Here is a 25,830-nt window from a genome sequence, read left to right on the forward strand (position 1 = left end):
TGCAAGATGACCTTTTATTTTTATATCGTTTTATGCTCGATTTTTACTACTTCACCAAAGTTTTCAAGTAGTAAATTATTCATATCTTCTTTGTGTAAAACTTCTTTCAAAGCTCCCTTCACTTGCTCTGGAGATAATTCTTCACCATACCATTTTACAAAGATTTTTGCTCTTTTGGCTTTTAGATATTTCTTACCATTTTGAGCATCTTTGTTTTTATCAGGAGCTATCATTTCATAAGGAAAACCATAAGTATATTCCTCATAAATATATGTTCCTTTCTCTGATACAGAAGGGTCTTTAAACACCTTAAACCTTCCTGGAGTAGCTGAATCTCTTGTATTTCTTGACAATCGTATCGCTACTTGTACACTGTCTACACCTTTAATGTGTACATTATGGAATGTAAGCCTTTCATATTTATCTACTTGCTGGCCTCCAATATAAAAATAAAGGAAAACCGTAAAGGATATGAAAATAGTTAAAGACCTAGCTAACAAGTTGGTGATTACTTCTTTAGAAGTCCATTTTTTTCTATTTGATACTTTCTTGATTTCAACAGAAAATCCTTTTATTTCCTCTGTTTGAAACTGTTCATCACTTAAATCATCTCCTTTTTTTATGGGCAATAATAGACTCATCGTCACAATAAAGAATACTGTGATATAGAATGGTGTTTTAAATAAAATTGACTCATTAAAAACCACCTCAAGAATACTATTGAAAATTAAGGACGTAAAAGTTATCAATAAAGCATATACAACCGCTAATATAAAAGGTTGATATTCTTTAGGGATCTTATTTTTTTGAGAATAGATAGTGCGAGGTTTACTATTTTTTACCTCTTTATTTTTTGTAACTTCAAACATGGTAACTAGCTCTTTTCGTGATAGTGTACATTTTGATTGATATGCAACAAATATACTTCTAAAGAGTAGTTTCAGTTTAAACTATTTAAAGTTTTTAGCAATAAAAAATCTTAATAATCAATAAGTTCATAGTCTCCTTCTTCTCCTTTTGATGCTTTTCGCACTGCTTGATCCGCTCTTCTAATAGGTTCGAAGATTCTATACTCACCATGAAACCTCTTGATCATATAAATAGATGTCTCTAAACTAATCAGATGGCCTGGGCTGATAAAAATCGGTTTTACTCCTTTGTTCGAGCGAAATGCAACACCAACTACTTCATCGTCCAACAGCATCGGTGCAATGCTTCCTTTCCCATCTCCTAGTTGAGTATTGTACTTTAACATTGGCTTCTTTGCAACACCAATAGTAGGTATATTTAATCTTAGACCTAACCAACAAGCTATTCCAAACTTTCTAGGGTGTGCTAATCCATGACCATCTACAATCACTAGGGAAGGAACAAACTTATATTTCTTATTTAAAATCTGAAGGCATTCTTCTAATAATGGACCTTCATAATATGCAAAATAACCCGATTCATAAGGAGTTGCCGGCAATGGATGAACCGTAACAAAGGTATTGATCCATTCACCTGTTTTTCCTCGAATAATATCACAAGAGACAAAAGCACAATCTTCAGTATACGCCACATCCATACTACAAACAGCGTCTTCTCCTTTAAATTTTATTCGGTGATTTGTGTCTTCATATATAATTACTTGAGCTGCTAATTCTTCTTGTTCCTTATCTCTTTCTTGGTTTCGCATAGTTACTTCTTCCCTTCTACTAAAAAAGGAAAAAGCAGTAGGATTAACTTACTGCTTTTTCTTATTTCTTATTTATAAACTCTTGCTTTGTTTAATGCATTCTGGTATTTACGAGCATAATAATTATGCTCTTTCAATGTTTTTGAAAAATGGTGATATCCAGAAAAATCTGCTTCAGCAACCATATACATGTACTTATGTTTTGTTGCGTTTAACACTGCATTTATCGCTTGAGTTGAAGGAATTCTAATTGGTCCTGGAGGCAATCCAGTATGCTTATACGTATTGTAAGGAGAATTGATGGCTAAGTGTTTGTTTAAAACTCTTTTCACATCAGTAAAGTCATTCACCATTCCAGTTTCAACAGCTGCAAAGACTACAGTTGGGTCAGATTGTAGGCCCCAACCTTTGTTTAGTCTATTGATATATAAACCAGCTACTTTTGGCATTTCATCAGCCTTTATTGTCTCAGATTCAACAATTGATGCTAGCACTGATACTTGAAATGGAGTAAGTCCTACGGCTTCCGCTTTTTTCTTACGGGCGTCATCCCAGAACTTATCATACTCTTTTTTCATTCTTTTCACCAAGCTCTTTGCTGAGATTGTCCAATACACCTCATAGGTATTTGGTAAAAAGATCACTTTCATCGTTAAAGAATCAAGACCTAATTCTGCCTTTAATTCTTCATCATACATTGCATCCAATAATTCATCTGGAGTAATCTCTAAACGCTGTGTAAAACGTTCGGCAACATCATCCAATGTTCTTGCATTATTGAAAGTGATTTTGATGGGAGTTTGTGCCCCTGATCGTAAATATCTTACCGCCTCAATGTTGGTCATATCTGGCTCTAATACATACAAACCGGGTTTTACATTCTCATTATATTTCAAAGCTTTTGATACAAATCTGAAAGGAACTAACTCAGAAAGTATATCGTACTTCATTAGGGTATCCGACACATTATCTATCGTTGCGTCATTTGGAATTCTAATTACTGCTGCTTGTTTTCCTACTTGAACATTAGGTGTATAAAATACTTGATAAAAATAGACAATCATCGATATTGTAAACACCGAAAAGCCTACAAATAAAAAAATACGTAAGTTCTTTGATACCATTTTGCTCTTATTTAGCCTCTATAAAATTAGGTTAGAGGTTACTGTTTTGTTTCAGGACGGTAAATCAACGTACTTATGCGGTCTTTTGCAAACATTTCATTGGCAACTTCTAATAAATCCTCCGCCGAAATGTTCTGAATTTGCGTAAATACTTCTTCTATGGTTTCAAATTTCTCTTTGTCTAACAGCGCTTTACCCATACCTAACATTATAGATAGGTTAGATTCGCCAGACATCGCAATTTGTCCCATTATTTGTTGCTTTACAGACCTTAGTTGTTGAACACCCAATTTTTTATCTCTTAGCTTACCCAACTCTCTATCTACTAGTTTTAGACATTTATTGAGACTTTTCTCTTCTGTAGCAAAATAGATACTGAATTGTCCACTATCTAAATAAGCTGAAGATCCTGCAGAAATATCATATACATATCCATATTTCTCTCTGATTCCTAAATTTAATCTAGAGTTCATGGCAGGGCCACCTAGAAGGTTTGTCAAAAGAAAGAAGGTCATTCTCTTTGAGTGGTGTAGCTCATAAGATTCTGCACCCAACATTACATGACATTGTGTAATAGGCTTTTTCCTTTCCACTGTGATCGGTGTATAACCTGTAAATGGTATACGTGTTCGATCTTTCCTCATTTCAGGAATATGTGAAAAATATTTCTCACAAAGTGCTACAACCTTTTCGAAGGGAAGATTAGAGATAGAAGAAAAAACGACTTCATGCGTATCAATATTCTGTTCTAAGAAATCGAAAAAGTCTTGTTGTTGGAAACTCTTTACGCTATCTATTGTACCCAAAATATTTCTACCAAGAGGATGATTTGGGAAGATGATCTCATCGAATTCATCTCCAATCGCATCAGCTGGGTCGTCTCTATAAAGAGACATTTCTTCTAAAATAACTGAACGTTCCTTCTCAATTTCCTTTAGAGGGAAACTAGAATTAAATGTTAAGTCCGATAAGATATCAACCGACTTTTCAAAATGTTGTACTAACGTTGATGCATAAAAATGAATCTTCTCTTTAGAAGTATAAGCATTCAACTCACCTCCAACAGCATCTATACTGTTAAGAATATGATACGCCTTTCTTTTATTGGTTCCTTTAAAAGCCATATGCTCCCAAAAGTGTGCAATGCCTTGTTGTTCCAAGGTTTCATCACGACTACCAACGTTCAAAGCCACACCACAATGTGCCAGTTTAGTACTTTTGACTTGTCTATGTATGATTCTGATACCGTTATCAAGACGGTGTATCTGAAAATTCTTATCCATCGAGTTGATTTTCCCTCCGTTAATAACCCAATCCATTGGGTTTTATATTCTCTACCTCACATTAATGAGCCTGCAAATTTAGTTATTAAGATCTTAATAATGAAGTACATTAGATCAATAATATCGTTTCAGTTCTTTTGTTATGAATATTTTAGAAGCTCATAAAATCTATTGGTAATCAGACACAAAAAAGCCTTGTCTTTTAAGTAAAAACAAGGCTTTTCTATATCTACTTGATTTAATCTTCATCAAGCTCTTTTATCACATAAACATCCTCACCTGTTCTGTGCATAAAGTATTTTTCTCTTGCAAACTTTTCTAACGTCTGATTATTAGACTTTAATTCCTTCATCTTACGTTCTAAGTCAAGAATCTCCTTTCCATAATATTCTTCCTGGTTCTTCAATTCTTGTTCTTTATTTTTCTGATTTCTTCTTTTTATCAAATTATCATTATCAAAGAAGGCTATCCAAATAAAAAATAAGAGTCCAGTTATTATATAAAAGTTCTTGAAATACTTTAACCATTCCGGGTTATTAGGTGTTTCTGCCATTCTGAATATCTTTCAAAAATTATAAGCCTGCCCCTTCTTCAACAACATAAGATACCTCTAAGATATTATTAGATCTATCGATATCTGCCACCTTGTGTGTAGGGTCAACTTCAACTCTTTTCAATTTAGTACCTTTTGTTGGAACCGCAATAGTATATGTCGGGTGTGTCCAAGGCCAGTCAGATAATTGTACCCAATTACCTTCAATTTCCTTTTCTTTCCCTCCTCTCATTAGTCTTAGAGGCATATAATATGTTGTTTCATCACCATTATCTAAAGTTACTTTTACCTCTGTTGGCATTGGCATTTGTCCTACTCTCTCTAAAGTGATATACGTTGTATCTCCTTCAGTGAAAGTATTCTTTACTCCATAATCCACCGTTTTAGTACTGTAAACAAAATACTGCTTGTACCACTGTAACTGAAGTCCTGATTCTTTCTCCATGATTCTCATGAAATCATTTACATTCGGGTGTTTGAACTTCCACTCTTCATAATATCTTCTGAATGCTTTATCAAACGTTTCTTGCCCCATGATATAGCTTAACTGGTGTAAGAATACGGCACCTTTTGAATAAGATGCTATAGAATAAGCTGCATTTCTTTCAAAATGATCTGCATGAGTACTTAACGGCTCTTCAATTCCTCTTTTTACCACATAGAAATATGAATTATATGAACCTCCATGTGCATTTTCTTTTCCATTCACATGTGCTTCTATCTCATTTCCAATGTAAGAGTTGAAACCTTCGTCCATCCAAGCATAAAGGCTTTCGTTTGTTGCTAATACAAACTGGAACCAGCTATGTAACATTTCATGAACTGTTACACCAACAAGGCTATTTAAATTTCTTTTTCCTGTGATTAGCGTAAGCATACCATACTCCATACCGCCATCACCACCTTGAACTACATTGTAAACTTTATAAGGGTATTTACCTACTCTCTTGTTTGTATACTTGATGGCTTGCTCTAGGTATGCAGGTAATTTATTCCATACATCATCAATACCTTGATCTTTTTTCCAGTAGAAATGAAGCTCCGGACCATCATCCATTTTTACAATTTTATGTTGATAGTCAGGATCTGCAGCAAAAGTAAAATCATGTACTTCAGGTGCAACAAAGTGCCAAGTTAACTTTCCATCTTTTGGCTTACCTTTTTTGATACCTTCGTAACCATGTCCAACTTGCTCTGCATTCTGTAAGTAACCTGTCGCGGCTACCATATACTTAGCATCCAAAGTTAATTTCACATCGAAATCACCCCAAATACCATAAAATTCTCTACCAACATATGGGTCTGGATGCCAGCCTTCATAATCGTACTCCGCTAATTTCGGGTACCATTGAGACATAGAATATCTTACGCCTTCTTTGTTATCTCTACCTGTTCTTCTGATTTGAACCGGTACCTGACCTTCAAACTCCATTGATAAAGTAACCTTTGACTTAGGCATAATTGGCTTATTCAAGGTAACTTCTAAAATTGTCCCTACAGTTTGGTGTTTTACAGGTTTACCATTTTGTTTTAATGAAATAACCTTTTCGTAACCAATTTCATCTGGGCTCAATTTTGAAATACGGTCTTTTACTCTACCATCAGGATCCTCAATTGTTCTTGAACGAACATCCATCATACTTCCAGGTTGGAAAGCATTCAAGAATAAGTGATAATACACTTTTGTTAGTGTATCAGGAGAGTTGTTATAATAATCTATTTTCTGTGTTCCTTGGAATCGGTTAGTGTTTACATCTAACTCTACGTCCATTTTGTAGTTGGCCCTTTGTTGCCAACGATCAGGTTGTGCGAAACCTATCAAGCTAAATGTGCATAATACTGCTGCGAAAAAATACTGCTTCATGGGAATGAAAGTTCCTCTTTTATTTGTTAATCAAGTTGATCACGCAAAATACAAAAGAAAACACTTCGATGGATAGTTAACAGTGCTTTCTCATTTAAATTTGATGTAATCAATATTAATTTTTTATTTTTTTAATTGAATTAAGTCAGGAGTGTTTTTAATTCTTCGATTTTTTGATGACGGGCAACGGAAAAAGTCATTACATCGACCACTTCTAACTTTTCTAAAATCATTAATGCTGATTCTAGAAATTTAGGGTCATTTTCTATTTTTCCTTTGATAATGAGTGCGTCTACTAAAAGCTCAATTTCATTGTACCTAAGTTTGGGTGATAGATCCATTACCTTCAGTGCCATTTCCTTGGCATCATCTTCTTGGTCTATTTGTACAATTTCTTTTAAATATTTTTCTACTGAAGTAGCAACTTCTTCTCTATATTTTACCCAATCAAGACCTTGAAAACGAAGTATCATTTTCTCTAAATCTTTGATCAGTCTTTTGATATAATCTCTTTTGTCTTGTAACATGTTTATTCCGTGAATGTGAATAACAAGTTAGCAAAGAAATTCCATATTACGACGACACCAATAGCAACTACTTTGGCTAAATAAAAGTTCATCTTCACTTTTTCATGAAGGATCCAAATAATAGCATTACTAAATAGAAGTCCTACAAGTGATACCGAGAAGAATTTTATATACTGAACACCAACATCTGTTGCATTACTCTCAAATGTCCAAATTCTATTTAAGATATAGTTGGATGTTGCCGCAAAAATAAAACCTAAGCTATTGGCTAAATATTTATGTCCTTTTAGTATATCCTTAACTAAATAAGTAATACCGAAGTCCACAAATAGACCTGAAAAACCCACCATACCAAATTTGATGAATTTCCAAAACAAGACCTCTCCTTGCATTTCTCTTATTTTAAAAAAATCGAAGAATAAATCAGTTTGATTGAACTAGAAAAATAGATGAAATTTACATTTCAAACAAAAAAGTAAATGATGAATAGTTAACTACCCATCATTTACTTTTATCTATAATTACTTGCTTCTGCGACGACGGTCACGGTCTCCACCGCCACCACCTTGACGGCGACGATCTCCACCTCTGTAACCTCCACCACCTCCGCGGCGGTCACCTCCGTTGAATGGTCTTCTACGACCTCCGCCACCACGACGACGGTCTCCACCGCCACCACCAGTGTTAGAAACTTCAACATCAATCTTACGGCCTTTGAAATCTAATTTGCTCATTCCACCGACAACATCTGTTTCTCTACCTTCTTTTAATTCAAAGAATGAGAAATTCTGCTTAAGATCGATTCGTCCAATATCAATACGGTCACCTTGTACACCTTTGTTGATTAAATCAATAAGGTCTTTTGGTCTAATTTCATCACGCTTACCAAGGTTAATAAAGAATCTTGTAAAGCCTGATTCAGCATTTCTACGATTATTCTCACCTCTTTCGCGGCTGTTTGTATGATCTCTTCTGTCAGGAACATTAAGATCTCTAGCCCCTCTGTAGTAATCTAAGAAGCGGTTAAACTCTAAAGCAACAAATCTGTTGATGATTTCTTCTCTGCTTAGGTCTTCTAACTTCTCGTATACTTTTGGTAAGTATGCAGCAATTTCATCTTCTTCCATTGCAACGTCATGGATTCTATCCACTAGGTGGAATAACTGACGCTCACAAATTTGAGGACCTGTTGGTACAGGATCCATAATGAAACTTTGCTTTAATACTCTTTCGATAGATCTTAAACGGTGCTTCTCACGCATGTGGATAATTGCAATTGAAGTACCATCTCTACCAGCTCTACCTGTACGACCTGAACGGTGATTGTACGTTTCGATATCATCAGGTAAGTTGTAGTTAATTACGTGTGAAAGGTCATTTACATCAAGACCTCTAGCTGCTACGTCAGTTGCTACAAGTAATTGTAGTGTTCTCTGACGGAACTTACCCATTACATAATCACGTTGTGCTTGAGACAAGTCGCCATGTAATGCATCCGCATTGTAACCATCTTGCATCAATCTTTCTGCAACGTCTTTAGTTTCTTGACGTGTTCTACAGAAAACGATACCATAAATATTTGGATTGTAGTCTACAATACGCTTAAGTGCTTCATAACGATCACTAGCTTTTACAGAGTAGCAATAATGTTTTACATTTTTGTTACCTGTATTTTTTGTACCTACAGTTACTTCTTTTGGTTCAGACATATAGTTTGAAGCAATTCTAGCTACCTCTTTAGGCATAGTTGCTGAGAATAACCAAACGTTTTTGTCTTCTGGAGTTCCTTCTAAGATTGCATCAAGCTCATCTTTGAAACCCATTTTCAACATTTCATCAGCTTCATCAAGAACTACTGTCTCTACTTGAGAAATGTCTGCTTTACCTCTTTTTAAAAGGTCATCCATACGACCTGGAGTTGCTACAATTACATGAGCTCCTCTTTTGATCTGACGGATTTGTTGGTCAATTGGAGAGCCACCATATACAGCTACTACTCTTAAACCAGGAATTTGTTTTGAAAAATTTTCTAAGTCTCTTGCGATCTGAAGTCCCAATTCACGTACGGGACATAATACTAACCCTTGCGTTCTTTTATCTGATACATCAACGCGATGTAATAGAGGCAAGCCGAAAGCTGCAGTTTTTCCAGTACCTGTTTGAGCTAGACCTACCAAGTCTGTTTCCTCCGTTAAAAGAGTTGGAATTACTTCTTCTTGGATTGGTGTTGGTTGTTCAAAACCGAGCTCAGAAACAGCGTCTAATAACTCTTGCTTCAGCCCTAATTCACTAAATTTTGCCATGTTGTGTTTTTTAGAACGCTTCCCTCCTTACAATGCTATGTTTGTAGCGGACTAGCTACAACTATGAGATGCGGATAAAAGCGCTAACGAATTTTATCTAATAGGCCACAAAGGTAATTGTTTTATTATTGGTTTTAGGTCTAAGCTTCACAATCGTTTGTTTTTCAGTAAAATTATTGGCAAAATTTTTCCTTATTAACAAAAAAAGGCCTCTTCTGAGGCCCTTCATTAATCAAATATTTTCAAAAGGTAACTGAAATTTCAGTTTTAACTAAAGCGTTGTTAATACACTACATCAGCAATAATTTCATAATTTTTATCACCTAATATCACAATTGATTGTGACCCTTTGAGTGTATAACGCTGAAGCATCTCATTCTCATCAAAAACTAATTCACCATTTTTTTCTGTTTCAAACAATGAATTATCTGTTCTGATTTTGAAAGAAACATTTAAGATTTTTCCTTCTGTATTTTTTTTCAATTCGAGCCAACGGACACTTTCTCTTGGTCCACTTGCTTCGTACCTTGTGATATGGTTTTTACCCTCCTCTTTTTTTATGACAGCATAACTATCTTTAAAAATCGGACGATTAATATCTGCTTCTGCAAAAATTTCTAATTCATTCTCCCAATCAATTTCATCAGAAGATATCACATTCTTTTTACCATCATATTCTACCTCTTTGTTCACTTTTGCTGATGAAGACGCTAAAGCTGTAGAAGTGTTTTCAATAATTTCCTTCAAATCAAAATAATAAACTTGATCTTGCTTATCGAAGGTCTCTAGTTGTGAACAATTGGTTAGTAAACTGATGCTAGTAATAATTAGGCTGATTCTAACGAACAAATGCATAAATAATAATTAAGTTAAGCTTGTGTTTATTTTACCAAAAAACCTCTATATGTCTTTTTCCTGTCCATAAAGTAGTGCTTTCAGCTTTTTTCACTTTTTTGATCTTCCATGAATCTCTTTCCAAATATATAAATTCCTGCTTAATAACAATAGTATTCTCTTTCTTATGAAACAAAACGGCCATACTATGTTCTTCAGGAATAGCCCCCAAAGTAATTTTTTTCTTACCTGTTGCTTTTAACTCTTTAACTACTGATTTAGGTTTCTCTTCTTTTAGAAGCTGCATTGCTTTTCCTGCATCAGGAACTCCGTAGCCAATATAATTATTAGCATATGGATATAAACTGGATGACTCAATAATCGCTTCTTTAATTTCTTCTGCACTAGCTTCTGGCTGATATTGCCATAAACAAGCTGCTAAACCTGTAATAACTGGTGCTGAAAAAGATGTCCCAAATAAAGAATAGCATGAGACTTCAGGCTTCACATACGGTAGCGTTTTTGGACCAATACTACTGTAGCTAGCTTTAGATCCACTCTTTGTCGTCGCTCCAACACTCAGTACTCCTTTAGCATCTGCCGGAGCACTTATCACTTTCCATGCATTGTTATCACCTTCGTTTCCTGCGGACAATATGAGTAATACTCCTTTATTTTCTACAGCAAACTCCGCTGCTTGAGTAACCATACTTGTTTTTCCATCCATTTCCTTAGGAGAGTAATTATCTGAAGGATCATCAAAACCATTGGTATAACCTAAAGAACTATTGATCAATTTCACTTGCAATGAATCAACCATCCATTCTAATGCTGCAATCCAATTTTCTTCATCTGTCCTCGTTTCCGAATCGCCATGATCCGTTCTTGCTAAGTAAAATGAAGAATGATCTGCCAAACCATAACGCATATTTCCTTCTTTTCCAGCAATCATACGTAAAACTGTCGTTCCATGGCTATCACTTCCTGTTTCTTTAGTGAAATAAAAAGAGGTCTCATGTCTATCTGGAGTTATAAAATCTCTAAATCCTTTTACCCTTCCTTCATCAAACAATGTTTTTAGGTAATCGTTCTTTTTAGCATTCCAGAAACCTGCATCAATTACACCAACTGCTACTCCTTCTCCATTCAGTTGTTCTTCATATAATGGATCTGGTTTTAATTGTTTGATGGCATAAGCCGCTTGTTGCTTCTGTTCCTTTAAAGTTTCCTCAGTACTTGTTACTCCTAACTTCCATTGTGTATTGACTGATCGAACTTCTTTGATAAAAGACAGTGATTTTAGATATTTCGCATCTGATTTTGAAACATGGTCTACCGTTACAGCATTCAACCAATTGGATACTGTTTCTTCTTGAAAGCCTATATTATTTAAACTATCAAGATAATTTTGGCAAACTGATTGGTTAAAAAAATCTAACTTTTCAGTATCACATTTATCTTGAAAAATGATCCAATAGCGCTCTGATTCTTCAGAAAAAGCACTTGTATTGATCATTAAGCAAGAAAATAGCAAAAAGAGTGTATTTAATAATGAACTCGATGAGTAAAAAATATTCATCGGTTTCTTCAGTCTATTAGTCATGTAGTTTTAAAAAATCAATGGAAGAAGTAAATTCGAATTCAAAGTAAAATAAATAAATAAAATCATATAAACACATAGTTTCCGATGAGATACGATAAAATCGATCAAAACTTGTTTATTGAGAACCGTAAACGCTTCGTTGAACGTTTAAAACCAAATTCTGTTGCGGTTTTCAATTCTAACGACATCATGCCAACAAGTGCTGATGGTACTATGCCTTTCATCCAACATACTGACATCTTCTACCTAAGTGGTATCGATCAAGAAAAAAGTATCTTGGTAATTAACCCAGATGCGAAAGACCCTGCCCATAGAGAAATCCTATTCCTTATTGAAACTAATGAGGAGATTGCTATCTGGGAAGGTGCAAAACTAACGAAAGAGCAAGCAACTGAAGTTTCTGGTATAGAAACAGTTTTCTGGTTGTCTGAGTTCAATACTATCTTCAAAGGTTTGGTATTTGATAGTGAGCATATCTATTTAAATACCAACGAACACCTAAGAGCAGATACAACTGTTCAAACTCCTGACGATCGTTTTATTGAAGAGTGTAGAAAAATGTACCCTCTTCATAAATATGAACGCCTTTCTCCGATCATGCATGATCTTAGAACGGTGAAATCTCAATATGAAATCGATGTGATGCAAAAAGCTTGTGATATCACTGAAAAAGGTTTCAGAAGAGTATTGGAATTTGTAAAACCAGGTGTGAAAGAATACGAAATTGAAGCTGAGGTAACTCATGAGTTTGTTCGTAATGGTTCTAGACGCCATGCATATACTCCAATTATTGCATCAGGTTTTAATGCATGTGTACTTCACTATATCGACAACGATCAGATCTGTCAGGATGGTGATTTACTATTAATGGACTTTGGTTGTGAATACGGTAACTATGCTTCTGATTTAACTCGTACCATCCCAGTAAATGGTAAGTTTACAGAGCGTCAAGCAGCTGTTTACAATGCAGTATTAAGAGTACATAAAGCGGCAGCAAAAATGCTTGTACCTGGTAATAACTTAGTAGATTACCATGTAGAAGTTGGTAAGTTGATGACAGAAGAGCTTATTGGTTTAGGGTTAATCTCTAAAGAAGATGTAGCTAACGAAGATCCAAAATGGCCTGCATACAAAAAGTATTTTATGCACGGTACATCTCATCATATTGGTGTTGATGTTCATGATTATGGACATAGATATAAAACTTTTGAAGCTGGAATGGTATTTACTGTTGAGCCAGGAATTTATATCCGCGAAGAAAACATGGGTATCAGAATCGAAAATGACTATGTGATTCAAGAATCAGGTGAACCATTCGATTTAATGAAGAATATTCCAATTGAAGTAAGTGATATCGAATCGATTATGGGCAAATAATCTAATCACACTTTAATAAAAAAAGCCTATTCAACAATTTTAGTTGAATAGGCTTTTTTATTGAATTTATATTCTACATGTAATAAAATGAATCAAAGAGTTTGTCTGATTTGACTCTCATTACTAATTCTTCATTTTCATCATACATCGAGATCACACAACTCACATTGTTTTCTTTCTGTATGTATTTTACTACTAGATGGAAATTATTGTCCAATTTATAATCTACATCTACTTCCTCTCCAAACTTAATATCAGACATATATTCCAATGTAAATACTTCTTTTGATTCTTTATTAGAATCCATAAGTATTAACTCATTACCATAAATGCTGATGTATTCTAAATCAAAAGTGGAAATGGGAGCATTATCTTCTAAGACATTTACTACTGGATGTTGTAATAAATAATACGGTTCTTCTGTAGAATTAAATTGTGAAATCACTTGTGAAAAACCGAAATGCTGTAAAAATATAAATGTAGTCAGCAACAAAAATTGTTTCATAATATCTTATAGTAAAATGTTCATCCTAAACGTATTATATCCAACGGTATCCATACGCTTAGAACATTCATAAAACAATCATAAACTATCAGATTACGAGCATATTATATTGAAACAAAAAAAGCACATACGTTTTAACGTACATGCTTTTAATATATTATGATGTTGAGATGAAATTAACTTTCAAACTCTTCCATATTAATTGCTTCTACTTTGTTTACTTCAGGAACAGCATTAACGATAGCTTGTTCAATTCCTGCTTTTAAAGTCATTGCTGACATTGGACAAGAACCACAAGCACCTAAAAGTTCAACTTTTGCAATGCCGTCTTCAGTAACTTCAACAACCTTTGCGTTCCCTCCATCAGCTTCTAAATAAGGACGAATCGTGTCCAAAGCTTTCTCTACTCTTTCTAATAGTGTTTGACTCATATATATAGTACCCAAAAGGTGGTTATTCTGTTTTAATTATTCCCAAGTTTTAATTTCTACTTTATCTGTCTCAGGAAGTTCTGCATTTCGAATAGCAACATTTCTTGCTAATTCTTCAGCTATTTTTACGAAGGCACCTCCAGCTGGGTTTCCTTCTTCCATTACTACTGGCACACCATCATCTCCGCCTTCACGAACACTTTGTACTAAAGGTACTTCACCAATAAATGGCACTTCATATCTTCTAGCAAAAGTTTTACCTCCGTCTTTACCAAATAAATAGTATTTATTTTCTGGTAATTCAGCAGGTGTAAAATAGGCCATGTTTTCTACAACACCCAAAATTGGAACGTTTACATCTTTTGAAGCAAACATCTTGTAACCACGAACTGCATCTGCAAGGGCTACTTTTTGTGGGGTAGTAACAATTACTGCTCCTGTTACTTTAGCTGTTTGAACTAATGATAAGTGAATATCACCTGTTCCTGGAGGAAGGTCAATTAAAAGGTAATCTAAGTCTCCCCAATCCGTATCCATAAAGAACTGACGAATTGCAGAACTTGCCATTGGTCCTCTCCATACCACAGCATTATCAGGAGGAGTTAAGAAACCAATAGAAAGTAATTTCACACCATACTTTTCGATTGGGATAATTACATTCTTTCCGTCTCTTACGACTACACCAGGCTGGGCATTTTCACAATTAAACATGGTAGGAATAGAAGGTCCATAGATATCAGCATCCATAACACCTACTTTTGCTCCTGTTTCTGCTAATGCTAATGCTAGGTTAGCAGTAACAGTTGATTTACCTACACCACCTTTACCAGATGATACAGCTATTACGTTTTTAACTCCTGGTAAAACAGGACCTTTCTGTTGTAATGAAGTTACTTCGGCAGTCATATTTACAGTGATCTCAAGATCCTCTGCAACATCTCTTTTAATCGCATCTTCACAACGTTGACGAATAAGCTCTTTTAATGGACAAGCAGGAGTAGTTAATACTACAGTAAAAGATACTTTATTTCCTTCAACTTCTACGTCACGTATCATGTTCAACGTAACTAAATCCTTCTTTAAATCCGGCTCTTCAACAGTGGATAAAGCCTTTAATATATCTTCTTGCGTGTAAGCCATGCTAATGTTCTATTCCTTTGCAGTTTAATTACCACAAAATTAACACAAAACAATTTGTAAACCTTACCTTTATTTAGATTTATTCTGTTTAAACAACAATAATTTATTTGGATACAGGCGAATAGGTCGTTTTTTGATTAAAATATTGCGTTGGTGTTTTACCTGTTTCTTTTTTGAAAGCTCTATTAAATGCTGTTTTGGAATTAAAACCAACGTTATACGCATGTCCCAAATAAGTAAGTTCTTGAGCTTCGTCTGAAAGCACTTCTTTTACAAATGCTTCCACTCTATAACCATTAATGTAATCATAGAAGTTCTTATTATACCCTTCGTTAATCACTTTAGATAAATCGTGAGTATTTGTATTTAATGTTCTAGCTAGATCCGGTAACGTTAAGCGAGGGTTTGTATACAAATACTTTGTTTTCATTTCCTCTGCTAAGGCATCTTTAATCTCAATTAATTCCGGTGTTAGCCCTTCTGCTTTTTTCTCAGGTTTAACCTCTTCGGTGGTATTCTCTTTTATTGGTAGTTTATCTAATGACAACACTTCAGAAACTCTTAATATTTCAGGCTGATTCATAGCATAATATCCCATCACAAAAGAAATACAAGCAATGATTAACCATAACGTATCTGTAAGTAATTCAACTAATGGCAAAGTATCCATAGATAACATTTCGCCTATTCCACCTACAACATATAGAATTACCCAAATACATAAACATGCAGCATATACTGTCATTACACCATTTAGATAATTAAGGTTTCTATCTTCAGATAAAACCTCTACACTATTTCTTTCTTGCTGTAATAATACATGGCGACATTTCCACCAATAATATGCATTAAAAATTAGCCCCAAACCTCCTACAACTTTAAAAATCCAATTAAGATCATAGTTAACAATTGCATCAATAAAGTCATCTTTCGGCATGGCTAACAAAGGTGAGTATACTGTAAGCTGTATAAAAAACGGTGCTAAACCTTTAAAATAATCTTTAGAAGATACACTTTCTGTAACTATCAATTGATTAATGTATAAATAGAATATTGGTCCGTATAAAAACAGAATCAACTCAGGCATTAAATACATTTTTGGTAGTTGCTGGAAGAAGTCTCTATAATACATTCCTACCTTAGAAATCAATGCCACTGAAGTGATAAAAATTAAAGTAGCTAACACTACGTTAGCAGCTCTGTTATTGGCCTGAATTCCAAACATGGATAAGATCAATACTATTCCTTGAAAAGCTCCAAGCAGTAATAAGAACATGTATGGAGTCATGGTGTTTCCTGAAAGATCTTCCCAACTTTTTACTTTGATATCATAACGCCAGCCTTCTTCTTTTATATTGACATGTCGGTTGATAATTGCTCTACCATTTGCTCTACCTTCTACAGACTCCCAAGAACCTCTTGTGACTTTGTAATCAAACTCATGTAATCCTAAAGGTAAAGTGAGGGTATAAGTTCCATCGGGTTGCAAAGACATTTTACTTTCATGATCTCTTGGATTCCAATTATTGAAATCTCCTGCTAAATACAATGTTGCATCATAGGGTGTTGACTCGGGAACTGAAGTGACTACTACCTTAACTCTATTGAGGTATTTCTTCGCCATATCTTGCCAAGACAAGATAACTACATCTATGTTTTCTGGCCCTTCTGGATCGAACCATCTATTTTGTTTGATTTCTCCGATATCATTTCCTTCTACAGTTTCCCAAGAACCTCTTGTAAATTTATACTGGAAGGGTTGATCTCTCCATGGTATTTCTATAAAATACTCATCATTTTTATTTTTCTTTAGCTGGAATTTTTCATCACTAGGCTCCCAATTATTGTAAGAGGTAACTAAATAAATTGCGGAGTTTTCTGGTGTGTAATCTGGAAGATGTTTTACTGTTAAAATAATTCGATCTTCTGCAGTCACATAAGTTGAGGTGAAAAATAAAGTAGAAAATACGAGAGTGAACGTAAAATGGAATATTGTAGTTAATCTTTTCATTCAAAAAGTACCGTTAGTTTCAAAAAAGACAAGAGGATGTGTTGTTATTTCATTTCCAAAATGTTACACAATTTAAGCTTTTCTTTGGTATTGTTTCAAAAGATTTCCGATAAATAATTATTAGATGTGATAATTACATGAATAATTTAATAAAACAGTCTTTTGAGTAACTCTTAACAACGTAAAATATTACAATACAAGACCTTCCATAATCATGGTAAATAAAAAAGAGTGCACAGAAAAATTCCGTACACTCTTCAGCTATTACTTCTTAATGATTTTCTTGGTTATGAGTTCATCATTCAAACTCATCCTTATGATATAGACTCCTGTCGTGAAATCTTTCATATCTAATTGGAAAACATGAGCACCTTGTGCTACATTGTTATATTCTTTCTTTTCTAATAAATGACCATTCAGGTCATACATAAATAATGCAATATCTTGAGCAAATGGTAATTTTAATTTTACCGATAACTCGTGGTCTACCATTGTTGGAAAAACGTTTAATTCAATTTCTTCTTCCAATGGTAAAGCAGTGATTAATCTAGCACCACTATCTTCTGGATTAGTATTGTACCAAACGCCATCTTTATACCAACCTTCTATATCTCTGAATAGATCAGAAGTTTGTGAACCACTACCATTATGAAATAGAAGATTTGCTGATGTAGCTCCCTCAATAGTATAACGGTACCATCCGTTTCCTTCTGAAATCATATTCTCTCCAGGCCATGCACTTGCATCACCATTTGAAGCGTTCCAGTAATGAATTTTTGTAGCATCACCCCAACCACTTTTAAAATGAACTGTTAACCCTGTTGGGTCTACAGGTTTAACATCGTACCATTGACCATTTCGGTACCATCCATCTTTATCTCTTGACAAATCTGCAGACTTGTAACCTGAGTTATTATGAAAAAGTAAATTTACAGAAGTGACATTTGATGGAAATTCAAAATACCACCATCCATCTGTACCGGCGGTTAGACTTACTCCTGGCCAAGTTGTAGAAGCAATACTTCCAACTGGCTCAGCATTCCAATAATGAATCAATGGATTCTCAGCTCCTTGGAAATATACTTTGAAACCACCAATAACTTCTTCAACAGTGTAAGTAGTAGACTGTACCTCTGAAACGTTTCCAGCGTCATCCTGTGCAAAAGCTTTCACTGTATGTTGTCCAACCTCAGTTAAAGTAATTTCAACCGTTCCATTACCTGACAAAGAAGAAGTAGTTGGTGAACTACCATCAATTGTATAGAAAATCTGCGGTGAAGTTGTTCTATTATCACTTGCTGTGATTGTCACTACTCCTTGACCTGAAAAAGATGAGGAAGGAGTCATACCTAAAGTAGGTGAAGTAGTATCTTCTCCAATTTCAACCCATACCCCATTGTCATATCCTTTACCTTCATTTCCACAAGTAGATAAATCACCTGTCTGAGCACTTCCCGAGTTATTAAAAATAACATTCGAACATGTACCTCCTTCAATTGTAATTTTTTTCCAACCTGAACCCAATTCTGAAGCATCTTCTAAGGCAATACCCGGCCATTGTACAGGATTTGCTTCTGTTACAACACCACCTTCTTCAACATCCCAATAATAGATATGTGTATAGTTCTTCACATAAACTATATGAGTTGAGATTTGTCTGAATGTAAATGTTGCTTCAACTTCTGAACTTGTTCCTACCTCATTGACTGCAATTGCCTTAACTGTTACTTCATCCAATTCACTTCCAGTGATCGCTATACTACCTTGGTAAACAGATGATGACGTTGTTGGTGTTGTTCCATCTATCGTATAATAGATAATACCATCATTTGTAGCTGAAATACCTACTGAGACATTCCCTTCTGGGTAATTTCCTCCATTTGGAGAAATAGCAACTGTTGGAGGTTGTTCTCCTGGACAATTTCCGGGACAAGTATCTGTCCATTGACCATCTTTATACCAGCCATCTCTATCTCTTGAAAGGTCATCTGATTGTGCTCCTCCATTATCATTGAATACTATACCCGTTGATAAGGCAGTTACAGTAGCATGGTACCAGCCTTCACCTATTGGCGTCATACTGACTCCCGGCCAAACAGTATCCTCGGTAACACCCACAGGAGTAGCATCAAAATGATGCATATTGGCATTACCCCAAGCAGCGGGCTTATAATAGTAGATGTTGATAGGGTCGATCTGACCAATAGCGTATTTTTTCGAAGCTGAACCAGACCTCCCTTCTGCATTTACTGCTACTGCTGTAACTGTTGCAGAAGCTGTTAGATCAAATGAAGCAGTGTAAACATTCCAATTTAAATAATTAGATGCATCTGCATTCTCTTCAGTTGTATAGTAAATAGTAGGGTTAGGATCATCCGCATCGACTGCAGAAATTGATACCGTAATACTATTCGGATCATATTGTGAATCTGGAGATATACTTACAACTGGACGAGATACAAATACATAATTACGATTATACAATAGTATAATTCCTTCTGCATCTGCAGTAAATTGAACCTTACCATTAGTTACAACATCAGTTGCTCCAGTGTAGTGATCCACAATAGTATCTCCTTCCATGTAATAATCTCCAACATTGAATTCAACATTTCCTGAGGCTCCAACTGCTACTATTACTCGATCTGCAATACTCTTTTCTTGGTTATTGTAATCTCTTACAAATGTATATGGTGCATCCCCAATTTTTTGATGGGTACCAGCTCCTACTGCTGGGTGATCTCTACGGAACGTTCCTAATTTCTTCCACACTTCATGTTGAGCATTATCAAAATTACCCCAGTTCATGTCTGAACGAGTATTTTGCTCTTCATCAGCCCAATTACCACTAGGTCTACCCGATTCATCACCATAGAAAATCTGAATACCACCTGGTAATAATAAGAAAGCAGGAGCTGCAGCTTTCAAGCTATTTCTATCAAATAATGGAGCAACATCATGCGATGACAAATAACTTAAAGAGTTCCACGTTGGATCATCATTAATTGTCGCATATTCTGTAAATAAAGATTCTAATGAAGAAGCATCTCTACTTTTTACTCTAGCATCATTTTTTAAGTTAAAATTGATTACAGAGTTAAACTCACCTACAGTATGGTACTCTGATTTGTTCTTACCATGCCCCCATACTTCGGCTGTCATCCAAAATTCCTCATCATCCATAGCCTGATCAGGATGTTCAGCTTTCCAATCTTTCAATGCTGCGATAGCATATTGCTTTAACCTTGACCACCTCTCTAATTCAACATGCTTTGCTGTATCTATTCTGAAACCATCAATACCATATTTTCTCACCCAATCCGTCAACCAGAATATCATATAGTTTGACACTACTCTTGGTAGACCTGTTTTATTAAAGAAGGCGTCTAATTCCGCCGTTTTTTGACTAAGTGTTCCTTCTTGAGACCATTTATTGACAAGAATTGGAGGAATATTGACCGGTGCAATATCTTCTGTTTTCAAATCAGGTAAGAAACCCACACAATTATCAATTCCTCCGCCTGAAGAACAGTCATCGTACCCTTCAATATCCGGATGACGCATCCAATCAGAACCCCAATAGTTTGTCATCCAAGTACCACCATTTGCGTAATTAATAAACTTCTCATGATACGAATGCCAAGATTCGCTACCTGACGGCTGCCAAGATCTCCATGCCGGATCTACAGTACCATAATTGTACTGCTCCATATCATGCATCGTTACGTATCCTGTATGGTTCATAACCACATCCACTACAATACGGATTCCTCTGCTATGTGCTTCATCAATAAACTCTTGAAAGTCTGCTTCAGTACCCATGTTCTGATCAATTTCTGTCCAGTCCATTGCATAGTACCCATGGTAACCATAGTGTCTGAATGAACCATCAGAACTACCACCAACCCATCCATGCATTTGCTCTACTGGAGAAGTAATCCAGATAGCATTGACACCAATCGATTCAAAGTAACCTTCTTTTAGCTTGGCTGTCATACCTTTCAAATCACCTCCATGAAATTCACCAGCAGACGAATCGTCAGTATAACCTTGTCCATTACCATTCATTCCTCTACCATAAGAATTATTATTTGATGGATCGCCATCATAGAAACGGTCGGTCATAGTGAAGTATACCGTTGCATTATCCCAAGTAAAACCTGAAGTTTTTGCAATTGGCTTATCATCTTCTATAATATCATTCTTGCTATAAGTTGCCGTAATTACTTCTGATGTATTTTCTCCAAAAACCGCTAAAGCTTTTACTGTAGTTGTCTCAGTAATTATGATTGGGGATGTATAACTTTCTGATGATGAACTAGGCGTTGTTCCATCCAAAGTATAATGGATTGTTGCTCCTTGGGTTCCACTTAAAGCAACCTCTATTTGATTGTCAAATGAAGTTGATGATGGAGCAATATTCACTTCAACAGTTACATCTTCATCAATAGGCGGACAGTCTCCTGGGCAAGTAGAAGTTACTACTCCTCCATCATACCATGATGAACCACTTATTGTGACATCTTCGTCTTGATTGGCATTATAATCATGGAAAACAAAGCTTGCACTTTCAGCTCCTGCTAAAGTAATTTTATACCAGCTTGCAGTACCATCAACTTTTTGCATTGTAACTCCTGGCCACTCTGTATCATCAACAACTCCTGCTGGTACTGCTGCCCAATGATGTGCATATAATGTTCCCCACCCTGATGGTTTTCGAACATAAACAGACATTTCCGGTAATTGCTCACCAATGTAGAATTTCTTTTCATCGTACCCTGACCTACCATCAGCATCAAAAGAAATTGCTTTTACTGTCGTAGTAGAAGCGAGCATAAAAGTTCCATTATATTTTGTTGAAGACACTGATGGCGTTGTACCGTCTAGCGTATAAAAAATATCTAATTGTGTATCTCTATCATCAGAAACTGTTAATTCTACTTCTAAAGGGTTATCTGATTGAGAAACTTGAGGGTTAATTGTTACAATAGGTGATTGATTGACCCCTGTACCTTTATCCCAAATCGCATAATTTAATCCATCAGATTGTAATACCCAACCTGATCCAGAAGGAGACCAATTTGTATTTCCTAAACGCACAGCCACCTTATCATCAATAATTGCAGCATATCCGCTTCCATCAGCTTGTTGGATACTCACAGCACTTGTGCTATGAATACCATTCGCTTTTCTAAGGGCTACCATATTTGCAATATCATCATACAAACCATACTCAAATAAATGAGAATAGAACACCATTGGAGATCCAGCATGTGTTAAGATATAGGCATATCCTTGAAGTATTTGAGAATTTGAAGAAGGATCATTAGGGAAAGCACTACCAGGATGATCACCTTGACGTACTGGCTCAGTATCGTGATTTTCCAAGAAAGTTACTGAGTTTTGCGGCCAAACGCCTGCAATACCTGGCATTTTACCACCATTATTTAAAGCTCCATAATTACCAGTCATTGCTTCATGCAATGCGAACTTCAAAGGAAAGTCAAAAGCTGTAGAAGTACCTTGTGCTCCATCCATCCAATTAACAATCGCTTGTGTATCACCTGTCCAGTTTTCTCCAATTGAAATATAAGGTGATGTTGCATTATTGTATTCAGCAAAGAAACCTGCTCCAAAACCATGAACAAAATCATATCTCCAACCGGCATAACCAATATCAGAGATCAACCAATTCATCCAATCTTTAATTGCCTGTCTTGTTTCATTATCATTATGGTTGATGTCTCTAGCAGCACTATAAGGCGTTCCTGTATCCCAATCTCCACATCCTTGTCCAGGAAATTGTTCGTTTACTTCATCATCTTGGGTGATTGCATTACACCCCAAGGCAGGTTCACAGAAATCAGCCCAATTGGTACAGCCTACTCTGTGATTTATCACAATATCTGCGATAGAAATAATTCCTTCACTTTTTAAATGAGCAATTAAGTCTATCAATTCTTGCTGAGTACCATAGTTTGAATTTAAATCGTACCATTTTCTAGGAAGGTAGCCTGCTCGATCTGCTGCATCAGAAGAAGGTGGTAACCACACACCATCAATATCAGCTGCTTTAATAGCCGTTACTTTAGAGTCTAAGTTTGCCCACCAGTCCATTTTCTCAGCATCTGCTGATTCCCAATGGAAACCTTGTAAATATACTTCGGTTCCATCTGCCTGTTGAGCAAAAGCGGATTGATAGGAAAGGCACAGCAAATAGCAGAGCATACCTATCACTCCTTTCGTTAGTTTTTTCATTTTCATTTCATTTAGTTAAAAAGATATACCAATCAGTTGGCATGGATTGTAAAGGACACTCCGCAATGTAGAAGATTGATTTTCTTGAATCGCTCCGGTATTATTTTTTGATGTACATGATAAATGAAAACGTACCATTTGAAGAACCGGTACGGTCTAATTAATACATTTTGAGTGTTTTCAGTTACTTTTCAGAAGGATAGGGTAATTTGTAATGCTGAATTTATTATCTTCCATACATCAAATAAGAAACTCAAACTTGACAGACTATTATGGAATTCTCTGCAATAAAAAATGTTAGTATTATTGGAGCTGGATGGTTGGGCATGCCTTTAATTGATCAATTAATAGAGGCAGGGTACAATGTAAAAGCATCAACAAGTACAGAAGAAAAACTCATTGATATTCGCACAAAAGGAGCAAAAGCTTATCTACTAAAATTCACTCCGACTTGTCAAGATATGGAGGCTCTAAAAGACCTTCTAGACACTGATGTAGTCATTATTTTACTACCCCCAAGATTTAGACAGCATAATATGGTTACTTATCATGCTGAACAAATAAAAGTTATTAAAGACTTGATAGAAGACTTGCCTGTCAATAAGGTAATTTATAGCAGTTCTATAAGTGTTTATGAAAATAGTAATAAGGAAATAAATGAGAATGCAGAAGTTTCACATCACTCTAAATCCAAAGCAATTACTATGGCCGAAGAAGTCTTAAGGATCAATACAGACTTGGATGCTACTATTTTAAGATTTGGAGGTTTAATGGGATATGATAGAATTCCTGCAAAATATGTTGATGGCAAAAAGGACCTTAGCTATGGTGATATTCCTGTGAACTACACTTTCAGAGATGATGCGGTAAGATCAATTATGAAAATATTAGAAGTAAATGATCATAACAGCTGGAATAAGGTCTTTAATGTTGTTGCTCCTGAACATCCTCCAAAGAAATCTGTTTATGAAGCATCATTAAAATATGGTGATTACATTATGCCTACTTTTTCTTCGGAAGATAAAGCCCCTCCTTTCAAGATCATTAATAGTGATAAAATTGTCAATAAGATTGGGTTTAATTTTATCTACGAAAATCCTTTAGAGTTTATTTACAATGAAAACTCTATATGATATAAAAATAAAAGAAACTTACCTTAAAAAAGTAAGTTTCTTTCCCCTTAACAATTAAACCAAATAATCCTTAAATATCTTTTTTAACTATTCTCCACAGAGAGCATTACATCGGGTGTCACCCTAGATGCTTTTCTAATAAGCATATTCAAAAGTACATTATATTTTATTTACAAAGATTTAATTTCGGTTAAGGGCCACTTTTTTTCGATGAATAACAAAATCATATCGATAAAAAAGCTAGAATTTATCTATAACATTCAAAACATCTTCAATTTCAGATAAATAGCCTCTTCCAAATAAATTGAGATGAACTAACAAAGGATAAAGATTATAAACCTTTAATCTTTCTTTAATCCCCTCTTCCCAAGGAAAAACATCGTAGTAAGCATGGAAAAACGACTCATCAAAACCACCAAACATAGTTGTAAAAGCCAGTTCTGATTCTCTATGGCCAAAATAAATAGCTGGATCAATTAAACAAGGCTCACCCTGGCTTCCTACCATTGTATTACCACTCCATAAATCTCCATGTAAAAATGAGGGTTGCTCAATTGGAAAATAACCTTTTAATTGATCACTTAAACGCTCTATTTTATCAATATAGCTTGATGATAAAAAACCATTTTTTATTCCTAAATGCACTTGTGGTAAAAGCCTTTCATGTATAAAAAAAGGAAGCCATTCTTTTGTTGTAGTATTGGATTGCGGTAACTTCCCAATATAATTGTCACTATCTAGACCAAACTCTACTGACGATACCTGATGCATCTCTGCCAACTTCTCACCTAAATCTTTCCAATAATTTTCTGTCGATCGCTTACTTTCAACATACTCTAATATTAAGTAACTAAACCTCTCTTCTTCACCTAATGCTAGTACGTTAGGTACAGTAAATGATGAGTTTTTCTTCAACAACTCTAAACCTTTACGCTCAGCTTCAAAAAATGAGAGTGGCATTTCATTATTATGCTTAATAAAAAATGACCCTTGATTGGTATCCAGTTTTATCGATTCATTAATACAACCACCAGTAATTGAAGAAGTATCAGATAGCCTTACATCATTCCCAAAATGTTGGTTTAATATCTTTTGATAGAGGTCTGCTTTATTTATGGTGTTCATCTAAGATTCAGTAATAATTAGAGGTTCAAATCAGAATAATTTCTTTCGGTATTAACGAATATACTAATTAGATAACTATCT

The 25,830-nt window shown here is 35.2% G+C and carries 19 protein-coding genes; 2 read left to right on the forward strand and 17 right to left on the reverse strand.

Annotated elements, in window-relative coordinates; all coding sequences use genetic code 11:
* Positions 1–20: 20 nt before the first annotated feature.
* From HGP29_RS08695 to HGP29_RS08745, 11 genes are all read right to left on the reverse strand, one after another.
* The gene (locus HGP29_RS08695) at positions 21–869 is read right to left on the reverse strand and encodes a hypothetical protein (RefSeq protein ID WP_168881977.1); all 849 of its coding nucleotides are present in this window, start codon (positions 867–869) and stop codon (positions 21–23) included.
* 110 nt (positions 870–979) lie between these two features.
* Positions 980–1,678, reverse strand: a complete 699-nt coding sequence (locus HGP29_RS08700) for an endonuclease V (protein WP_168881978.1) — start codon at positions 1,676–1,678, stop codon at positions 980–982.
* A 68-nt stretch (positions 1,679–1,746) separates the two neighbouring features.
* Positions 1,747–2,802 carry an endolytic transglycosylase MltG gene (mltG, locus tag HGP29_RS08705; RefSeq protein ID WP_168881979.1) on the reverse strand — a complete coding sequence of 352 codons (1,056 nt, stop codon included), beginning with the start codon at positions 2,800–2,802 and terminating at the stop codon, positions 1,747–1,749.
* A gap of 38 nt (positions 2,803–2,840) precedes the next feature.
* Entirely contained in the window at positions 2,841–4,121 is a 1,281-nt protein-coding gene (locus HGP29_RS08710; RefSeq protein WP_235958278.1) for a M16 family metallopeptidase, read from the reverse strand.
* Positions 4,122–4,323: 202 nt separating this feature from the next.
* Complete coding sequence (locus HGP29_RS08715) at positions 4,324–4,638, reverse strand: FtsB family cell division protein (RefSeq protein ID WP_168881980.1); 315 nt, start codon at positions 4,636–4,638, stop codon at positions 4,324–4,326.
* A 19-nt stretch (positions 4,639–4,657) separates the two neighbouring features.
* Positions 4,658–6,502: a M1 family metallopeptidase gene (locus tag HGP29_RS08720; RefSeq protein ID WP_168881981.1), complete on the reverse strand. Its 1,845-nt coding sequence runs from the start codon at positions 6,500–6,502 to the stop codon at positions 4,658–4,660.
* Positions 6,503–6,642: 140 nt separating this feature from the next.
* Positions 6,643–7,029: a hypothetical protein gene (locus tag HGP29_RS08725; RefSeq protein ID WP_168881982.1), complete on the reverse strand. Its 387-nt coding sequence runs from the start codon at positions 7,027–7,029 to the stop codon at positions 6,643–6,645.
* Between the two features lie 2 nt (positions 7,030–7,031).
* The gene (locus HGP29_RS08730) at positions 7,032–7,421 is read right to left on the reverse strand and encodes a GtrA family protein (RefSeq protein ID WP_211093231.1); all 390 of its coding nucleotides are present in this window, start codon (positions 7,419–7,421) and stop codon (positions 7,032–7,034) included.
* 129 nt (positions 7,422–7,550) lie between these two features.
* Positions 7,551–9,332, reverse strand: a complete 1,782-nt coding sequence (locus HGP29_RS08735) for a DEAD/DEAH box helicase (protein WP_168881983.1) — start codon at positions 9,330–9,332, stop codon at positions 7,551–7,553.
* Between the two features lie 282 nt (positions 9,333–9,614).
* Complete coding sequence (locus tag HGP29_RS08740) at positions 9,615–10,187, reverse strand: hypothetical protein (protein ID WP_168881984.1); 573 nt, start codon at positions 10,185–10,187, stop codon at positions 9,615–9,617.
* A 31-nt stretch (positions 10,188–10,218) separates the two neighbouring features.
* Positions 10,219–11,745: a S8 family serine peptidase gene (locus HGP29_RS08745; protein ID WP_168881985.1), complete on the reverse strand. Its 1,527-nt coding sequence runs from the start codon at positions 11,743–11,745 to the stop codon at positions 10,219–10,221.
* Between the two features lie 108 nt (positions 11,746–11,853).
* Between HGP29_RS08745 and HGP29_RS08750 the strand changes: the two genes are divergently transcribed.
* On the forward strand, positions 11,854–13,146 hold the full coding sequence (locus tag HGP29_RS08750; protein WP_168881986.1) for an aminopeptidase P family protein: 1,293 nt from the start codon (positions 11,854–11,856) through the stop codon (positions 13,144–13,146).
* A gap of 73 nt (positions 13,147–13,219) precedes the next feature.
* On the opposite strand, the gene HGP29_RS08755 is transcribed toward HGP29_RS08750, so the two are convergent.
* The 5 genes from HGP29_RS08755 to HGP29_RS08775 form a co-directional block, all read right to left on the reverse strand.
* Positions 13,220–13,651, reverse strand: a complete 432-nt coding sequence (locus HGP29_RS08755; RefSeq protein WP_168881987.1) for a hypothetical protein — start codon at positions 13,649–13,651, stop codon at positions 13,220–13,222.
* 176 nt (positions 13,652–13,827) lie between these two features.
* The gene (locus HGP29_RS08760; RefSeq protein ID WP_168881988.1) at positions 13,828–14,082 is read right to left on the reverse strand and encodes a NifU family protein; all 255 of its coding nucleotides are present in this window, start codon (positions 14,080–14,082) and stop codon (positions 13,828–13,830) included.
* Between the two features lie 36 nt (positions 14,083–14,118).
* On the reverse strand, positions 14,119–15,222 hold the full coding sequence (locus HGP29_RS08765) for an Mrp/NBP35 family ATP-binding protein (RefSeq protein ID WP_168881989.1): 1,104 nt from the start codon (positions 15,220–15,222) through the stop codon (positions 14,119–14,121).
* Between the two features lie 103 nt (positions 15,223–15,325).
* Positions 15,326–17,233 carry a helix-turn-helix domain-containing protein gene (locus HGP29_RS08770; RefSeq protein ID WP_168881990.1) on the reverse strand — a complete coding sequence of 636 codons (1,908 nt, stop codon included), beginning with the start codon at positions 17,231–17,233 and terminating at the stop codon, positions 15,326–15,328.
* A gap of 264 nt (positions 17,234–17,497) precedes the next feature.
* Positions 17,498–23,491, reverse strand: coding sequence for a starch-binding protein (locus tag HGP29_RS08775; RefSeq protein ID WP_168881991.1), 5,994 nt, complete (start codon positions 23,489–23,491; stop codon positions 17,498–17,500).
* A 272-nt stretch (positions 23,492–23,763) separates the two neighbouring features.
* Here HGP29_RS08775 and HGP29_RS08780 point away from each other — a divergent pair, with 272 nt between their 5' ends.
* A complete protein-coding gene (locus HGP29_RS08780; RefSeq protein WP_168881992.1) occupies positions 23,764–24,624 on the forward strand; it encodes an NAD(P)H-binding protein in 861 nt (286 codons plus the stop codon).
* Positions 24,625–24,864: 240 nt separating this feature from the next.
* Here the strand turns inward: HGP29_RS08780 and HGP29_RS08785 are convergent, their stop codons facing one another.
* Positions 24,865–25,749, reverse strand: a complete 885-nt coding sequence (locus HGP29_RS08785) for a fructosamine kinase family protein (protein WP_168881993.1) — start codon at positions 25,747–25,749, stop codon at positions 24,865–24,867.
* Between the last annotated feature and the right edge of the window lie 81 nt (positions 25,750–25,830).

Origin of the sequence: Flammeovirga agarivorans (assembly GCF_012641475.1) — a bacterium.
Taxonomy (GTDB): domain Bacteria; phylum Bacteroidota; class Bacteroidia; order Cytophagales; family Flammeovirgaceae; genus Flammeovirga; species Flammeovirga agarivorans.

Bases quoted from the DNA above. Each gene is read 5' to 3' on its own strand.
- HGP29_RS08695 (WP_168881977.1), bottom strand. From the start codon at position 869: ATGTTTGAAGTTACAAAAAATAAAGAGGTAAAAAATAGTAAACCTCGC.
- HGP29_RS08700 (WP_168881978.1), bottom strand. From the start codon at position 1,678: ATGCGAAACCAAGAAAGAGATAAGGAACAAGAAGAATTAGCAGCTCAA.
- mltG (WP_168881979.1), bottom strand. From the start codon at position 2,802: ATGGTATCAAAGAACTTACGTATTTTTTTATTTGTAGGCTTTTCGGTG.
- HGP29_RS08710 (WP_235958278.1), bottom strand. From the start codon at position 4,121: ATGGATTGGGTTATTAACGGAGGGAAAATCAACTCGATGGATAAGAAT.
- HGP29_RS08715 (WP_168881980.1), bottom strand. From the start codon at position 4,638: ATGGCAGAAACACCTAATAACCCGGAATGGTTAAAGTATTTCAAGAAC.
- HGP29_RS08720 (WP_168881981.1), bottom strand. From the start codon at position 6,502: ATGAAGCAGTATTTTTTCGCAGCAGTATTATGCACATTTAGCTTGATA.
- HGP29_RS08725 (WP_168881982.1), bottom strand. From the start codon at position 7,029: ATGTTACAAGACAAAAGAGATTATATCAAAAGACTGATCAAAGATTTA.
- HGP29_RS08730 (WP_211093231.1), bottom strand. From the start codon at position 7,421: ATGCAAGGAGAGGTCTTGTTTTGGAAATTCATCAAATTTGGTATGGTG.
- HGP29_RS08735 (WP_168881983.1), bottom strand. From the start codon at position 9,332: ATGGCAAAATTTAGTGAATTAGGGCTGAAGCAAGAGTTATTAGACGCT.
- HGP29_RS08740 (WP_168881984.1), bottom strand. From the start codon at position 10,187: ATGCATTTGTTCGTTAGAATCAGCCTAATTATTACTAGCATCAGTTTA.
- HGP29_RS08745 (WP_168881985.1), bottom strand. From the start codon at position 11,745: ATGAATATTTTTTACTCATCGAGTTCATTATTAAATACACTCTTTTTG.
- HGP29_RS08750 (WP_168881986.1), top strand. From the start codon at position 11,854: ATGAGATACGATAAAATCGATCAAAACTTGTTTATTGAGAACCGTAAA.
- HGP29_RS08755 (WP_168881987.1), bottom strand. From the start codon at position 13,651: ATGAAACAATTTTTGTTGCTGACTACATTTATATTTTTACAGCATTTC.
- HGP29_RS08760 (WP_168881988.1), bottom strand. From the start codon at position 14,082: ATGAGTCAAACACTATTAGAAAGAGTAGAGAAAGCTTTGGACACGATT.
- HGP29_RS08765 (WP_168881989.1), bottom strand. From the start codon at position 15,222: ATGGCTTACACGCAAGAAGATATATTAAAGGCTTTATCCACTGTTGAA.
- HGP29_RS08770 (WP_168881990.1), bottom strand. From the start codon at position 17,233: ATGAAAAGATTAACTACAATATTCCATTTTACGTTCACTCTCGTATTT.
- HGP29_RS08775 (WP_168881991.1), bottom strand. From the start codon at position 23,491: ATGAAAAAACTAACGAAAGGAGTGATAGGTATGCTCTGCTATTTGCTG.
- HGP29_RS08780 (WP_168881992.1), top strand. From the start codon at position 23,764: ATGGAATTCTCTGCAATAAAAAATGTTAGTATTATTGGAGCTGGATGG.
- HGP29_RS08785 (WP_168881993.1), bottom strand. From the start codon at position 25,749: ATGAACACCATAAATAAAGCAGACCTCTATCAAAAGATATTAAACCAA.